Source organism: Isoptericola sp. b515, assembly GCF_030588125.1.
Classification (GTDB): Bacteria; Actinomycetota; Actinomycetes; order Actinomycetales; family Cellulomonadaceae; genus Isoptericola; species Isoptericola sediminis.
In genome coordinates this window covers 247,656-263,545 of sequence record NZ_JAUQYR010000003.1, presented here as the reverse complement: position 1 = coordinate 263,545, position 15,890 = coordinate 247,656, and the positions used below count along the sequence as shown (strand labels likewise).

General features: G+C 75.5%; 10 protein-coding genes. 7 read left to right on the top strand and 3 right to left on the bottom strand.

Features of this window, described 5'->3' with window-relative positions:
- Positions 1-3: 3 nt before the first annotated feature.
- A complete protein-coding gene (locus Q6350_RS10215; protein ID WP_305066087.1) occupies positions 4-2,490 on the bottom strand; it encodes a DNA topoisomerase (ATP-hydrolyzing) subunit A in 2,487 nt (828 codons plus the stop codon).
- A gap of 135 nt (positions 2,491-2,625) precedes the next feature.
- Positions 2,626-5,343, bottom strand: a complete 2,718-nt coding sequence (locus tag Q6350_RS10210) for an AAA family ATPase (protein WP_305066085.1) — start codon at positions 5,341-5,343, stop codon at positions 2,626-2,628.
- 140 nt (positions 5,344-5,483) lie between these two features.
- On the opposite strand from Q6350_RS10210, the gene Q6350_RS10205 reads away from it, so the two are divergent.
- Both Q6350_RS10205 and Q6350_RS10200 read left to right on the top strand, forming a co-directional pair.
- Positions 5,484-6,575 (top strand): class I SAM-dependent methyltransferase, encoded by a 1,092-nt coding sequence (locus Q6350_RS10205; protein WP_304607056.1) that lies wholly within the window; start codon positions 5,484-5,486, stop codon positions 6,573-6,575.
- Between the two features lie 50 nt (positions 6,576-6,625).
- Positions 6,626-8,749 (top strand): alpha/beta fold hydrolase, encoded by a 2,124-nt coding sequence (locus tag Q6350_RS10200; protein WP_305066083.1) that lies wholly within the window; start codon positions 6,626-6,628, stop codon positions 8,747-8,749.
- Positions 8,750-8,755: 6 nt separating this feature from the next.
- Here the strand turns inward: Q6350_RS10200 and Q6350_RS10195 are convergent, their stop codons facing one another.
- Positions 8,756-9,301 (bottom strand): hypothetical protein, encoded by a 546-nt coding sequence (locus Q6350_RS10195; protein WP_305066082.1) that lies wholly within the window; start codon positions 9,299-9,301, stop codon positions 8,756-8,758.
- Between the two features lie 167 nt (positions 9,302-9,468).
- Here Q6350_RS10195 and Q6350_RS10190 point away from each other — a divergent pair, with 167 nt between their 5' ends.
- Genes Q6350_RS10190 through Q6350_RS10170 form a run of 5 tightly spaced genes read left to right on the top strand, consistent with a single transcriptional unit; the run spans position 9,469 to position 15,885 of the window.
- Positions 9,469-10,080, top strand: a complete 612-nt coding sequence (locus tag Q6350_RS10190) for a bifunctional 2-polyprenyl-6-hydroxyphenol methylase/3-demethylubiquinol 3-O-methyltransferase UbiG (RefSeq protein WP_305066081.1) — start codon at positions 9,469-9,471, stop codon at positions 10,078-10,080.
- A gap of 30 nt (positions 10,081-10,110) precedes the next feature.
- Positions 10,111-12,813, top strand: a complete 2,703-nt coding sequence (locus Q6350_RS10185) for a GNAT family N-acetyltransferase (protein ID WP_304604164.1) — start codon at positions 10,111-10,113, stop codon at positions 12,811-12,813.
- A 50-nt stretch (positions 12,814-12,863) separates the two neighbouring features.
- On the top strand, positions 12,864-13,463 hold the full coding sequence (locus Q6350_RS10180; protein ID WP_304604163.1) for a DUF5998 family protein: 600 nt from the start codon (positions 12,864-12,866) through the stop codon (positions 13,461-13,463).
- Positions 13,460-14,677: an alkaline phosphatase family protein gene (locus tag Q6350_RS10175; RefSeq protein ID WP_304607060.1), complete on the top strand. Its 1,218-nt coding sequence runs from the start codon at positions 13,460-13,462 to the stop codon at positions 14,675-14,677. The genes Q6350_RS10180 and Q6350_RS10175 overlap by 4 nt, the downstream gene beginning before the upstream one ends.
- Complete coding sequence (locus Q6350_RS10170) at positions 14,674-15,885, top strand: MFS transporter (protein ID WP_305066079.1); 1,212 nt, start codon at positions 14,674-14,676, stop codon at positions 15,883-15,885. Before Q6350_RS10175 ends, Q6350_RS10170 begins: the two co-directional genes overlap by 4 nt.
- The last annotated feature ends 5 nt before the right edge of the window (positions 15,886-15,890 follow it).

The following is a 15,890-nucleotide window of genomic DNA, read 5'->3' as shown; positions in this document are numbered from 1 at the left end:
ACCTCAGCCGATGGCGGCGGCCGGGCCGGCCAGCGGCACCCCGGAGCCGTCACGGCGGGGGTTGTCCTCCGGCAGGTCGACCGGCTGGCCGCCCGTGCCGACGGCCCGTGCCGGACCCTCGCCGACCCAGGCCAGGACGATCTCGTCCTCGCCCTTGAGGAACCGGTGGGCGCGCACGCCGCCGGTCCCGCGGCCCTTGCCCGGGTACAGCTCGTAGGGAGTGACCTTCACCGAGCCGCCGCCCGTGCCCGGCAGCGCACCGGCCGTGCCGGCCACCGTCACCACCGTGTGCAGGTCGCGCGTGGCCGCGCGGGCCACGCCGAAGAACACCACGTGCTGGCCCCCGCCGAGGCGGATGCCGGCCATGCCGGCGGCGGCACGGCCCTGGGGGCGGACCAGGGAGGCCTCGAAGTGCAGCAGGCTGGCGTCCGAGGCGAGGAAGACCACCTCGTCGTCGTCCGCGGCCGGTGCCGCCCCGACGACGGCGTCGCCGTCCTTGAGGCCGATGACGTCCCACACGTCGCCGTTGCGCGGCGCGTCACCCGGCAGCACCCGCTTGACCACGCCGTGGCGGGTGCCGAGAGCCAGGGGAGCGGCGTCCTCGTCCAGCGACACCACGGCCAGCGCCTGCTCGCCGGCCTCCAGCGACACCATCTCGCTGACCGGCACCCCGCCGGACAGCGACGGCGGACCGTCGACGCTCGGCAGGGCCGGCAGCTCCAGGGCGGACACCTTGTACAGGCGCCCGGCCGAGGTGACCAGACCGATCTCGGAGCGGGCCGTCGTGGCGACGTCGGACCGCAGCGCGTCGTGGGCGTGGCGGCGTCCGGCACGTTCCACCGGCGCGTCGGCGTTCTCGCCGGACGTGCGCGCCAGCAGCCCGGTGGCCGAGAGCAGCACCCGGGTGGGGGTGTCCTTGATCTCCAGGTCCAGGGCGGGGGCCTTCTTGCCGCGGGCCGGTGCCGCGGCGGCGGACTGGGCCGTCCCGCCGGCCGAGTCGAGCAGCACCGTGCGGCGCGGGGTGCCGTAGGTGGCCGCGACCTCGGCCATCTCGTCCGAGACGACGCCGTGCAGGCGCGCCTCGTCGGCGAGGATCGCCTCCAGCTCGGCGATCTCCTGCTCGAGCTGGGACTTCTCCGACTCCAGCTCCATGCGGGAGAACTTCGTCAGGCGGCGCAGCTGCAGGTCGAGGATGTAGGAGGCCTGTGGCTCGGACAGGTCGAACACCGACTGCAGGCGCTCGCGCGCGGTCGCGGCGTCGTCCGAGGAGCGGATCACCTGGATGACCTCGTCGATGTCCAGGATCGCCACGAGCAGACCCTCGACGAGGTGCAGGCGGTCCCGGCGCTTGCCCAGGCGGTACTGCGACCGGCGACGCACCACGTCGATGCGGTGGTCGACCCAGACCTGCAGCAGGTCCAGCAGCCCCAGCGGGCGCGGCTGGCCGTCGACGAGCGCGACGTTGTTGATGCCGAAGGAGTCCTCCAGCGGGGTGGTGCGGTAGAGCTGCTCGAGCACGGCCTCCGGGTCGAACCCGGTCTTGACCTCGATGACCACGCGCATGCCGTGCGCCCGGTCGGTGAGGTCCTGGACGTTCGTCACGCCCTGGATCTTCTTGTTCCGCACGCCGTCGGCGATCTTCTCGATCACCTTCTCCGGACCGACCGTGTACGGAAGCTCGGTGACCACGATGCCCTGGCGGCGCGCGGTGACCTTCTCGATCCGCGCCGTGGCGCGGGTGCGGAAGGAGCCGCGGCCGGTGCGGTAGGCGTCGCGCACGCCGTCCAGGCCGATGATCTTGCCGCCGCTGGGCAGGTCCGGCCCCGGGACGAACCGCATGACGTCGTCCAGCGTCGCCTCGGGGTTCGCCAGCAGGTGCTGGGCGGCCGCGACGACCTCGGTGAGGTTGTGCGGGGGCATGTTCGTGGCCATGCCCACCGCGATCCCGGACGCCCCGTTGACCAGCAGGTTCGGGATGGCCGAGGGCAGCACCTCGGGCTGGGTGAGCTTGTTGTCGTAGTTCGGGACGAAGTCGACGACGTCCTCGTCCAGCCCGGCGGTCATCGCCATCGACGGGGCCGCCAGCCGCGCCTCGGTGTACCGGGCGGCGGCCGGACCGTCGTCGAGCGAGCCGAAGTTGCCGTGGCCGTCCACCAGCGGCAGGCGCATCGAGAAGTCCTGGGCCAGACGCACCAGCGCGTCGTAGATCGCGCCGTCGCCGTGCGGGTGCAGCTTGCCCATGACCTCGCCGACGACGCGCGAGGACTTCACGTGCGCGCGGTCGGGCCGCAGGCCCATGTCGGCCATCATGTACAGGATCCGGCGGTGGACGGGCTTGAGGCCGTCACGGGCGTCCGGCAGGGCGCGCGAGTAGATGACGGAGTACGCGTACTCGAGGAACGACGTCTCCATCTCCGCGGCGACGTCGATGTCGACGATCGTCTCGTCGTACGGCTCGTCGGCGACGGGTGCGGCCTTCTTGCGCGCCATGCGGTGCGGCTCCCTGGTGTTCCTCGGTGCGGACTGCGGGCCCGACGGCGGCACGGCGGCCGCGTACGGGCGTTCGAAGGAAGCGTAGCGTCAGCGCGGGGTGGAACCGCGCAGGCGGGCCGTGACCAGGACGGTTCATCCGTGGTCGGTCAGCAGCGCGGCGAGCTCCTCGCGGGAGTGCACGTCGAGCTTCGTGTACACCTTGCGCAGGTGGTACTCGACCGTCTTGGGGGACAGGTACAGGGCCGCGGCGGCCTCGCGCGTGGTGGACCCGTCGGTCAGCAGCAAGGCCACCTGCAGCTCCTGGGAAGTGAGCTCCGCCTGCCAGCCCGCACCCGAGCGCCGCACGGTCTCGCCGGTCGCCGTCAGCTCTGCCGCGGTCTGGTCGGCCCACCGCCTCGCCCCCAGGCTCTCGAAACCGGCCAGCGCCTCGCGGAGCTGCTCGCGGGCGTCCACGCGGCGCCCCGTGCGCCGCAGCCGGGCCCCGTAGGCCAACCGCGTGCGCGCCGTCTCGAACGCGTCGCGCGTGCGCGCGTGCAGCGCCAACGCCGCGAGGAAGGGGCTGTCGAGGTCGTCGTCGGCCAGCAGGCCCTCGGTGCGGCGGGCACGGGCCAGCGCCCAGGGCATGCCCTTGCCCTCGGCGGCGGCCACGAACCGGGGCGCGATCTCCCGGGCCCGGGCCACGTCCCCGGTGCGCACCAGCGCCTCGACGAGCTCGGGCACCGGGGACAGGTCCGGGTCGGCGAGCCCCTGCCCGGCGAGCAGGTGCTGCAGCGCCGACAGCTCCTCGACGGCCGTGGCCGCGTCCCCGTCGGAGAGCGCCAGGTCGCCGAGGGCGAACCGTACCCAGGCGGCGAAGAACTGCATGTCGCCCTGCGCGCACAGGTCGACGGCGGCCTCGGCGTCGGACCGGCACAGCTCGGCGTTCCCCTGGTGAGAGGCGAGCCAGCACCGGCCGGCCAGCGAAGCGGCGAGCTCCGTCGTCTGGCCGGTCTCACGGGCCACCTCGATCGCGAGCGTGTAGTCCGCCTCGGCCCGGTGCCAGCTCTCGGCCGTGGCCTCGTAGCGGGCGATGACGAACAGCAGCCCCGGCAACGCCGCCGGCGTCGCGGCACGACGGGCCTCGGCCACCCGCGGACGGACGGCGGACTCACCGGAGTCGTCCCGCAGGAACAGGGGCGCCGACATCACCCACGGCCAGCGCAGGTCCCCGGCGCGAGGCGCCCCGCCGGCCTCGAGCAGCGGGACGGCCGCGCGGAACTCCGCGGCGCCGTCGCGCCCGGCCAGCACATGGGCGACCCCGCACGCCAGCAGCGTCACGGCGCGCGAGACCGGGTCCGTCAGGGCCGGGAGGGTGGCCGTGAGCTCGTCCGCCAGCTCCGCCGCCGTCGGGGTGCTCCCGAGGAACAGCGCGGCGTAGACGCCGTCGGCGAGCAGCCGTGCCCGGGTCTCGGCGTCCGGGGCGCGGTGGGCGAGGTCGACCAGCATCTCCAGGGCCCGGCGCAGCGAACCGGTGTGCACCGCCACGGTGGCGCGCAGGTCGTCCGCGGCGAACTCGACGTCGGCGTCCGGTCCCAGCGCCGCGACCTCGTCCAGGAGCACCAGCGCCCGACGGGCGTCCCCCGCGGCCCAGGCGTTCTCGGCGGCGTGCACCAGCCGCCCGGCACGGTCGGCGGGCGTGATGCTCAGGGCCGCGGCCCGCTCGAAGCTCGTCGACGCCACGGCGCACCCCCAGCGGTCGACCGCGCGCTCGGCGGCCGCCTCGACCAGTCCGGCCACCTCCGCGTCCACGCCGCCCACGGACTCCGCGAGGTGCCAGGCACGGCGGTCCTCGTCCCCGGGCGGCAGCGAGTCCGCGACGGCCCGGTGGGCCGCGCGCCGCCGTGCGGAGGCCGGCCGCGTGTACGCGACCGACTGCAGCAGCGGGTGCCGGAACGTCACGCGCCCGGCCGTCGTCCGCACCAGCCCCGCGTCCTCGGCGGGGCCCAGGTCCGCGGCGTCGAGCCCGAGGGCCCGTGCGGCGGCGGTCGTCGTGGCGAGGTCCCCGTCCGCGACCGCGGCGACGAGCAGCACCTCCCGGGTGGTCTCCGGGAGCAGGTCGACGCGGTGCTCGAAGCTGCGTGCCACCGCCTCCGGCACCGTCCGCGGCAGCCCGGGCACCTCCGCCGCGGCGTCGGGGTCGCCGGCGAGCTCCACGAGCGCCAGCGGGTTGCCGCCCGTGCGCCGGTACAGCTCCGCGAGGCGCTCGCGGGGGATCGACACCCCGAGGCTGCGCTCGGCCACGACCCGCGCGTCCTCCTCGTCCACACCCGCCAGCCGTAGCACGGGAAGGCCCTCGACGAGCCCTACGGCCTCCGGGTCGCGCCCCGCGAGGACCATCGCGACCGGGTCGGCGGACAGTCGCCGTGCCGCGAACGTCAGGGCCTGCACGGACGGCACGTCGAGCAGGTGCAGGTCGTCCACGAGCACCACCAGCGGGGACTCCTCGGCACAGCGCGTCATCGTGCCCAGGGTCGCGGCGCCGACGGCGAGCCGGTCGCCGTCCGCCGGCGCACCGAGGGCGAGGGCCGATCGCAGGGCGTCCCGCTGCCGGTCCGGCAGGGCGTCCACCCGGTCGAGCACGGGAGTGAGGAGCTGGGACAGCCCCGCGAACGCGATCTCCGTCTCCGACGCCGCCCCGACGACCCGCAGCACACGACACGTCCCGGCGGCCCGGTCGGCCGTGTCGGCGAGCAGCGAGCTCTTGCCGATGCCGGGCTCACCGAGCACGGCGACGGCCCCGCCCCGGCCGAGGCGTGCCCCGGCGACGAGCCGCCCCAGTGCGGCCACCTCGTCGTCGCGCCCCACGAGCATGCCCCGAGTCTCGACCAGGGGGCCGGCCGTCGCACGACCAGGTGGGGCCCCTGACGCGGCGGGAGGCCTGCGATTCCTAGCGTCAGGGGGTGACGGGCCAGCTGCCGGCGACGGGCCGGCACCCGACGAAGGAGACGGACATGACCACGCTCGACACCCCCCGGACCGAGGCCCCGACCATCGACATGGACGCCCTCATGGCGTTCGTCGGCCGCGCGGTCGGCGACGCCGGCGCGACCCTCAACACGGCCCTGGTCGTGCTGGGCGACCGGCTGGGGCTCTACCGCGACCTCGCGGCGCACGGACCGAGCACCCCCGCCGAGGTGGCGGACCGCACCGGCACCGCCGAGCCGTACGTGCGCGAGTGGCTGAACGCCCAGGCAGCGGGCGACTACGTGACCTACGACCCGGCGTCGGCCCGGTACTCCCTGGAGCCCGAGAAGGCCGTCGCGCTGACCGTCGAGGACAGCCCCGCGTTCCTGCCCGGGCTGTTCCAGGTGGCGCTCGGGGCGCTGCACGGCACGGAGCACATCGTCGAGGCCGCCCGCGGCGGCACCGGGTTCGGCTGGCACGAGCACACCCGTGACGTGCACGCCGGCACCGAGCGGTTCTTCCGCCCGAGCTACCACGCGAACCTCGTCCCGTCGTGGCTCCCGGCGCTCGACGGCGTCGTGGAGAAGCTGGAGCGGGGTGCCGCGGTCGCGGACGTCGGCTGCGGCTTCGGCGCCTCGACCATCCTCATGGCGCAGGCGTTCCCGGCCTCGACGTTCGTCGGGTACGACTACCACGAGGCCTCCGTCGAGGCCGCGCGCGAGCGGGCGGCCGAGGCGGGGGTGGCCGACCGGGTCCGGTTCGCCGTCGCGACGGCGGACGGGTTCGACGAGACCGGGCTGGACCTGGTGACGATGTTCGACTGCCTCCACGACATGGGCGACCCGGTCGGGGCCGGGCGGCACGTGCGCGAGGCCCTCGCGGAGGACGGCACGTGGATGGTCGTCGAACCCGCCGCGGGCGACCGGGTCGAGGACAACCTGCACCCGATCGGCCGGGCCTTCTACGGGTTCTCGACGTTGCTGTGCACGCCGTCCTCGCTCTCGCAGGACGTCGGGATGGCGCTCGGGGCCCAGGCCGGGCCCGCCCGGATCCACGACGTCGCCACCGCGGCCGGGTTCGACCGGTTCGGCGTGGCGGCCAGCACGCCGTTCAACCTCGTCTACGAGGTCCGGCGCTGACGGCGCGGACCGTCCGGGCGAGGAGCAGACTGGGAGACGGGGTGAGGACCATGGGGGCACCGGTGGCACCGGACGCCACGGGCACCGTCGAGCGTGACGGCGTCCGGGTGGCGTGGGACCTCTACGACCGGCAGGACGCACCGACGGTGCTGCTGCTGCCGACGTGGTCGATCATCCACTCGCGCTTCTGGAAGGCGCAGATCCCGTTCCTCGCCCGGCGGTACCGGGTCGTGGTGTTCGACGGACGGGGGTGCGGCCGGTCCGACCGGCCGCACGACCCGGCCGCCTACTCCCCGGACGAGTACGCCGCGGACGCGGTGGCGGTCCTCGACGCCACGAGGACCGCCACGGCCGTGGTCGTGGGACTGTCGGCCGGGGGCACGTGGGGCGTGGCGCTCGCGACGGCGGCGCCGGAGCGGGTCGACGGGTTCGTGGCGATCGCGCCGTCGATCCCGAGCCTCGCGGGCCCGCTGCCCGACCGGGGGCAGTCGTTCACGGAGCCGCTGGACACCTCCGACGGGTGGGCGAAGTGCAACCTGCCCTACTGGCGGCGGGGCCCGTCCGCGTGGCGGGACTTCCTCGACTTCTTCTTCGGCCGGGTCTACTCCGAGCCGCACTCGACCAAGCAGATCGAGGACGGCGTGGGCTGGGGGCTCGAGGGCGATCCCGAGGCGCTCGGCGCGGCGACGGTCGGGGCGGGCCGGCACCCGATGTCCCCGGAGCGCTGCGCGCGCGTCGCCTGCCCGGTGCTCGTGGTGCACGGCGACGACGACCGCATCACGTCCCACGAGGTCGGTGCCCGCCTCGCGGAGCTCACCGGAGGCCGTCTCGTCACGCTCGGGGGCGGCGGCCACGTGCCGCTGGCCCGCGACCCGGTGGTCGTGAACCGGCTGATCGAGGAGTTCGTCGACTCCCTCACGCCGCCGGCCCGTGCGGTGCGGCGCAGCACGTGGACCCGGGCGGCGTCGCGGCCGCGCCGGGCGCTGTACCTGTCCTCGCCGATCGGGCTCGGGCACGCACGGCGCGACGTCGCGATCGCGCGCGAGCTGCGGCGCCACCACCCCGACCTCGAGGTCGACTGGCTCGCCCAGCACCCGGTGACCCGCGTGCTGGCGGACGCGGGCGAGCGCGTCCATCCGGCGTCGCGGTGGCTGGCCAGCGAGTCCGCGCACATCGAGGACGAGTCCGCCGACCACGACCTGCACGCCTTCCAGGCCGTCCGCCGCATGGACGAGATCCTCGTGCACAACTTCTTCGTGTTCGACGACGTCGTGCGCGAGACGCCGTACGACCTCGTCGTCGGCGACGAGGCGTGGGAGATCGACTACTTCCTGCACGAGAACCCCGAGCTCAAGCGCTTCTCGTACGCCTGGATGACCGACTTCGTCGGGTGGCTGCCCATGCCCTCGGGCGGGGGAGCGGAGGTGGCCCTGACGGCCGACTACAACGCGGAGATGATCGAGCAGCGGTCCCGGTACCGCCGGCTGCGGGACGCCTCCGTGTTCGTCGGCAACCCGGGTGACGTCGTCGAGGGGACCTTCGGCCCGGGACTGCCCGGTATCCGCGAGTGGACCGAGGACAACTTCTCGTTCTCGGGGTACGTCACCGGCTTCGAGGTGCCGGACGAGGCGGAGCGCCAGGCCGCCCGCGACTCCCTGGGCTGCCGGCCGGGCGAGCTGCTGGTGGTCGTCACCGTGGGCGGTTCCGGGGTCGGGGAGGCGTTGCTGCGCCGCGTCCTGGACGCGGCGCCGCTGGCCCGCCGTCGCCGCCCCGAGCTGCGGTTCGTCGTCGTGGCCGGTCCCCGGATCGACCCCGCCGCCCTGCCGCGGCACGAGGGTGTCGAGGTCGTCGGGTACCTGCCCGAGCTCTACCGCCACCTCGCCGCCTGCGACCTGGCCGTGGTCCAGGGCGGCCTGACCACCTGCATGGAGCTGGCCGCGGCCCAGCGCCCGTTCCTCTACGTGCCCCTGCGCGACCACTTCGAGCAGAACCTGCACGTGCGTCACCGGCTCGACCGGTACGCGGCCGGTCGGTGCGTGCCCTACGAGGACGCCTGCGACCCCGACCTGCTCGCCGAGGAGATCGTCAAGAACGTGGGCACCGACGTCCGCTACCGGCCCGTGGAGACCGGCGGTGCGGGACGTGCCGCCGCGATCCTGTCCGAGCTCTTCTGAGGGACGTCAGGCGGCCCGCGGCGTCGACCGCCCGCCCCGCAGGTCCGGGTACTGCGCCTGCACGACGTCGGCGACCACGGCCGCGAGCTCGGCCCGGCACCGGTCGGCCTCCTCGGGGGAGAGCAGCCCCTGGTCAACCGCGGTCTCCAGGCGGTGGGAGGCCGCCGCGACGAGGCCGGCCTCCAGGGTCGGGAGCGGGACGCCCCGGGCCGCCGCCACCGAGGCCAGCGTCGCCCCGTCGGCCGACAGGGCCGTTCGCAGCGCCGCCGGGGCGATGCCGATCACGGCGGCGGCCGTGGGCAGGTCGAGCAGGCGTTCGTCGTCCTCCTCGCCCTCGTCGGCCCGCTCGACGTCGGCCGCGATGGCGTCGCGCTCGGCGGCGGTGATCGCACCGTCGTCGACGAGCGTCTGCAGCAGCTCGACGACGGTGCCGGTGTGCTGGACCTCGTGCTGCGGCAGGGCGGTGTCCGCGGCGACCGCGGGGGCCGCGCCGAGCGCCGCGAGCCCCAGGGCCCCGGCCGCCGCCGTCCGGCGCAGGAACCGACGCTTCATGATGCTCCTCCCCGCCCGGAGCCTCCGGACGTCTCCAGCATCGTGGCCGGACCTGCCGTGTCCCTGGGGCCCACCTGGCAGTTCGCTGACGAGGTGAGCCGGGGCAGACCGGGGCAGACTGGGCGCCGGGGGCTCGTCGGGAGAGGTGGACGCGGAGGGTGATCGGGATGACGGACTACGCGCGGATGTACCGGTTCGGTGTCCGACCCTGGGAGCGGTACCCGAAGGTCGCCGCCGCCGACGTCGCAGCGGTGCTCGACGGCGCGGCCGAGGGGCGGGGGCGCCCGCCGGGCCGGGCCCTCGACCTGGGCTGCGGCCGCGGGATCTACACCCGCGAGCTCGCCCGGCGTGGTTGGGAGGCCGTGGGCGTCGACGCGGTGCCGCAGGCGGTCGAGGAGGCGCGCGACCGCGACCCGGCCGCCACCGCCACCTACGTCGTCGGCGACGTCACGCGGCTTCGCGGGCTCGGCGTCGGCCCGGTCGACCTCTTCCTGGACGTCGGCTGCTTCCAGGGGCTGGACGCGGCGGACCGGGAGGCGATGGGGCGCGAGGTCACCGCCGTGGCCCGGCCGGGCGCGACGCTGCTGATGATGGCGTTCGGCGTCACCCGCTGGCGGTCCCTGATCGGGGGCGTGTCGCGGCAGGACGTGGCCGATGCGTTCCCGGCGTGGGACGTGCGGTCGGCCTCCGAGGTCGACCTGAAGGGCCTGCACTGGCCGATGAACCGGTCCTCCCCGCGCTGGTACCGCCTCGTCCACACCGGCCGGTCCCCGGGGTGATCGTCGTGGTCAGCGGATAACCTGCAGGGGATGGACGCTCCGAGGACCGCCTACCCCGTCGAGTGGGAGGCCGACGTGGTGCTGCGTGACGGCACCACGATGCACCTGCGTCCGATCTGCCCCGAGGACGCGGACGCGCTGCAGCGGTTCCACACCGGGCAGTCCGAGCGGTCCACGTACATGCGGTTCTTCGCACCCATGCCGCGGCTCACCGACCGCGAGCTGCGGCGCCTCGTCGACGTCGACCACCGCGACCGCGTGGCCCTGGTCGCGGTCCGGCCGGGCCAGGACGAGGAGGGCAACGCCCGCGAGGACATCCTCGGGGTCGCGCGCTTCGACGTCATCGCCGACGGCGAGGCGGAGGTCGCCTTCAACATCGCCGACTCCCTCCAGGGCAAGGGGCTGGCCTCCGTGCTGCTCGAGCACGTGGCCGGCGCCGCCCGCGAACGCGGCGTGCGGCGCTTCACCGCCGAGGTGCTGCCGCAGAACGGCTCGATGCTCGGGGTGTTCCGCGACGCCGGTTACGAGATCAGCCAGCACCTCGACGACGGCTTCGTCACCGTCGGCATCGACCTCGACCCCACCGAGAGGTCCCGGGCCGTGATGGCCGACCGCGAGCACCGCACCGAGGCGCGCTCCATGGCCGGTCTGCTCTCGGCACGCCGGGTGCTGCTCGTCGGCCCCGGGGACGACGACGGCACCCCTGAGGCGCTGCTCGCCCGCCGGGTGCTGGACGCCTACTCGTTCGACCCCGGGGACACCGAGCTCCTCGTGCTCGACCCGCCCGGTGCCGTGGCCGGCAACGTGCTCCGGCCCGCCGGCTGGGACGACGTCGACCGGATCGACCTCGCGGTGCTGGCCGTCCCGCCCGAGGACGCGCTCGCCGCCGTGCGCCGGCTCGCCGGCAGGGGAGCGCGCGGCGTCGTCGTGCTCTCCGGCGGGTACGCCGAGACCGGCCCCGACGGACTCGAACGGCGTCGTGAGCTGGTGCGGACCGCGCACGCCGCCGGGATGCGGCTCGTGGGGCCGGTGTCCTACGGGCTGCTGACGACCACGCCGGGGTCGGCGCTGCGCGCGAGCCTCGCCGAACGCCCGCCGCCCGCCGGCGTCGTCGGGCTGTTCTGCCAGTCCGCCGCCGCGGCCGTCACCCTCACCGCGACGCTGGAGCGCCGTGGGCTCGGGGTGTCCTCCCTCGTCTCGGCCGGCCACCGCGCCGACGTCTCCGGCAACGACCTCATGCAGTACTGGCAGGACGACGACGCCACCCAGGTGGTGTGCCTCTACCTGGAGTCCATCGGCAACCCGCGCAAGTTCTCCCGCATCGCGCGGCGGCTGTCCGCCGTCAAACCGGTCGTGGTCTCGACCGCCGGGCGGTCCGGGCACGTCGTCCCGCCCGGGCACGCCGTCCGCGCCACCCGGGCCCCACGGCGGCTGCTCGACGAGCTGCTGCGCCAGTCCGGCGTCATCCAGGCCGAGAACACCCACCAGCTCATGGACGTCGCCCAGGTGCTGGCCCACCAGCCGCTGCCCGTGGGCCGGCGGGTGGGCATCCTCGCGTCCTCGGCGGCGCTCGCGGCCCTGGTCGCCGAGGCCGCGGCGTCCGCGGGCCTGGAGGTCGCGACCTCCAGCGACTACCTGCCGCCGCACGCCCACGAGGAGGACATCGCCCGCACCGTCGAGGCGCTGTACGCCCCCGAGTCCTGCGACGTCGTCGTCGCCGTCGACGTGCCCGTCGTGCAGCCCCGGACCGGGGCGATCGCCCGGGCCGTGGCGCAGGCGGCGGCGCGGACGGGGCGCACGACCGTCGCCTCCATGCTCGGGCTGCACGGCATGCCCGACGAGCTCGCCGCCGTCGCGCCGGACGGCACGCTGGTCCGGATCCCGGCGTTCTCGACCCCCGAGGACGCCGTGGTCGCGCTCGGCAAGGTGGTCGACCACGCCGAGCAGCGCACGGTGACGCGCGGCCACGAGGTCGCCCCCGACGGCGTCGACTCCCGCCGGGCCCGGCAGCTCGTCGAGTCGTGGCTCGCGGACACCGAGGGACGCGAGCTGGACGGCCACGAGGCCGCCGAGCTGCTGGCCTGCTACGGCATCCGGCTGTGGGAGGCGCGCCCGGCCCGGGACGCCGACGAGGCGGTGGCCGCCGCCGAGGAGCTCGGTTGGCCGGTCGCGCTGAAGAGCACCTCCCCGGCGCTGCGACACCGCAGCGACCTCGGGGGAGTGCGTCTCGACATCACCGACGCCACCGAGCTGCGCGACGACGTCGAGCGGCTCCGGTCGGTCGCCTCGGCCCTGGTGGGCGACGAGTCCCCGGTGTTCGAGGTGCAGGCGATGGCGCCGCCCGGCGTGGCCTGCGTGGTGCGCTCCGCCGAGGACCCGCTGTTCGGCCCCATGGTCTCGTTCGGCCTCGCCGGGGACGCCGTCGACCTGCTCGACGACGTCGCCCACGGCATCCCGCCGCTGACCGACGTCGACATCTCCGCGATGGTCAGCACCGTGCGCGCCGCGCCGCGGCTGTACGGCTACGGCGGTGCCCCGCCCGCCGACGTCGACGCGCTCGAGGACGTGCTCGCCCGCGTGTCCGTCATGGCCGACGACCTGCCCGAGCTCGCCTCGCTGGAGATGTACCCCGTCGTCGTCGCCGAGCAGGGGGCCGCGGTGCTGCACGCCGCGGTGCGCCTGCGTCCGGCCGGCCGCCGCGCGGACGGGCTGCGGCGCGCGCTGCCGGGCTGACCCACCGGTCACGGGGCTCGCGGGCGGTCGAACAGTGGGACAATGCGACCGTGCCTTCTGCGACCACACGCAAGAACCTTCGTGACGAGCTCGGTGCCCACGTCTACCGTGCCGGGTACTACCCCGACCTGGTGACCGACGTCCTCGACGTCGCGCTCGCGGACGAGCCGGTCCTCGCGCACCTCGTCCAGGCCGAGACGACGTTCGACAGCCAGGTGCGTCGCCACCTCACCGTGCTCGCGCTGACGCCCACCCGGCTCGTCGCCGCGCACGTGGACGACCACGAGGGCGACGCCGCGAACCCGTCCTCGGCCGCCGCCACCACCGAGGCGGTCCCGCTGCCGGAGATCCGGTCCGTGGCCCTGACCCACATCGTCGCCGAGCCCGCGGACCACCGTCCCGGCGACGCGGCCGCCGAGCTGAACCTCGCCATCGGCTGGGGTGCCGTCGCCCGCATCGACCTCGAGCCGGCCCAGTGCGGCGACCCGAGCTGCGAGGCGGACCACGGCCTGACCGGCCAGCTCACCCCGGACGACGTCGTGGTGCGCGTCAGCTCGGCCGCCGAGGGCGCCGACGCGGTGCGCCGGGCGGTGCACTTCGCGCGCGAGCTGTCCGCCGCCACCGGCGTCAGCGGGCGTTCGTCACGATGACGGCACACCTCGACGCCCTGCCCGCCGGTCTGGTCACGCCGTCCTACGGCACCGGCTCGCTGGCCGCCGTGCTGCCCGCTGCGGCCGGCGCGCTGGGCCTGGACCTCACCACCGCCACCGGTCTGCACTCCCTCGACGCGGCTGCCGCGCTCGGCCTGCCCGACGTCCGTCGCGTGGTCGTGGTGCTCGTCGACGGCCTCGGCCTGCACAACCTCGCCGAACGCGGCGGTCACGCACCGTTCCTGCGCGGCCTGCTGCCGCAGGCGCGGTCGCTGACCACCTGCTTCCCGTCGACGACAGCGTCCGCCCTGGCCACGCTCGGCACGGGCACGTCCCCGGGCATGACCGGGCTGCTGGGCTACACCCAGCGCAACCCGGACACCGGCGGGCTGGCCACGATGGTGTCGTGGACCGAGCAGTCCGACCCCTACCGGCCCGGCACCAAGACCTCGGCCCCGCTGGCGGTCGACCCCGCCGCGCTGCAGCGTGAGCCGACCGTCCTGGAGCAGGCCGGTGCCGCGGTGAGCGTCGTGGCGCCGGGACCGCGCAAGTTCTCCGACTCGGGGATGACCCGCGCCGCCCTGCGCGGACCGCGGTACGTGGTGGCCGAACGGTTCGCCGACCGCGTCGACGCGACCCTGACGGCCCTGCGCGACGACGGGCTGGTGTACCTGTACCACGGCGACGTCGACAAGGTCGGGCACCAGCACGGTCCCGACTCGTGGCAGTGGGGTGACGCCCTGGAGGACGCCGACGCCGAGCTTCGTCGGCTCGTACGGTCCGCCCCGCGCGGCACCCTCGTGCTGATCACGGCCGACCACGGCCAGGTGACCTCCGACCTGTCCGCGCAGCACGACGTCGCCACCCGGCCCGCGCTCGCCGCCGACGTGGTCCTGCTCGGCGGCGAACCCCGCATGACGCACGTGTACACCGCACCCGGCGCCGACGCCGCCGCGGTCGCCGACCGGTGGGCCGACGAGCTCGGCGAGGACGCGGTCGTCGTCACCGGCGAGGCCGCGATCGCGGCGGGGTGGTTCGGACCCGTCGCCGACCACGTGCGGCCCGTGGTCGGGGACGTCCTGGTCGCCGCACGCGGGCGGGCGACCGTCGTCGACTCCCGGTTGCACCCGTCCGCGGCCCGGCACATGCCCGGCGTGCACGGCTCCCTCACCGAGACCGAGATGACCGTCCCGCTGATCGCCGCCGGCGGGTGAGGTCGGGCCGGGACTTCCCGCTCCTGCTCTGGGCGACCGCGTTCGCCTTCGCGGGATTCGCCCCGCTGCTCTCGGTCGTGCCCCTGTGGACCGCCGACGGCGGCGCCGGGTCGGGAGGCGTCGGGGCGACCACCGGTGTGCTCATGGGAGCGACCGTCGCCACCCAGCTCGCCATGCCGCGCCTCCTGCGGGTGCTGTCGTTGCGCCGGGCCTCGATGCTGGGCGCGCTGCTGCTCGGGGCGCCGACCTTCGCCTACCTGGTCTCCTCGGCCGTGGGGTGGGTCCTGCTCGTCTCCGCGGTGCGAGGCGTCGGGTTCGGGCTGCTGGTCGTGGCGGGCAGCGCGCTCGTCGCCGAGCTGGTGCCGCCCGAGCGGCGCGGGCGCGGGCTGGGCGCCTACGGCGTCGCGATCGGCGCCCCGCAGGCCCTGCTGCTCCCCGTCGGGGTGTGGGCGGCCGAGCACCTCGGCTTCGCCGTCGTGTTCGTCACCGCCGGCGGCGCCGGTGTGCTCGGCGCAGTGGTCATGGCGGGCGTGCGCGAGCGGGACCGCCGGGGCGACCCGTCCGCCGTCGGCCCCCTCGAGGAGGACCCCGCCGAGGTGGTCGGCGGCCCGGTGCGCTACCGGACGCTGGCCGGCTCCGGGGTGCTCCTGCTGGTGGCCGCCTGCGCGTTCGGCGGGACGACGTCCTTCGTCCCGCTGGCCTTCCCCGCCGCGACGGCCTCGCTGGTGCTGCTCGCCGTCAGCGTCACGATGACGGCGGGCCGGTGGTGGGCCGGGGTGCGGGCCGACTCCGAGGGCGTGGGCGGCCTGCTGCCCTTCGGGGTCGGCGCCTGTGCGGTCGGCACGCTCGCGATCGCGGGCGCGGCCGGGCTGCTGGAGGGGACGTCCGCCCTGGTGCTGGCGAGCGCCGGCGGGCTGCTGTACGGGCTGGGGTTCGGAGCGCTGCAGAACGACACGCTCGTGCTGATGTTCCGGGAGGCGGGCCCGGCCGGCACCGGTATGGCGAGCGCCGCCTGGAACATCGCGTACGACGGCGGCACGGGCGCCGGATCTCTCGGGGTCGGGTTCGTCGCCCAGGGGGTCGGTGTCAGCGGCGCGCTCGGCCTCTCGGCGGTGCCGCTGCTGGTGCTGCTGCCCCACGCGGTGCGTCGGTCCCGGGGTGCTCGCGGCCTGCTGGGTCGGCGACGGGGCCCGCGGCGCGACGTCTGACAAGA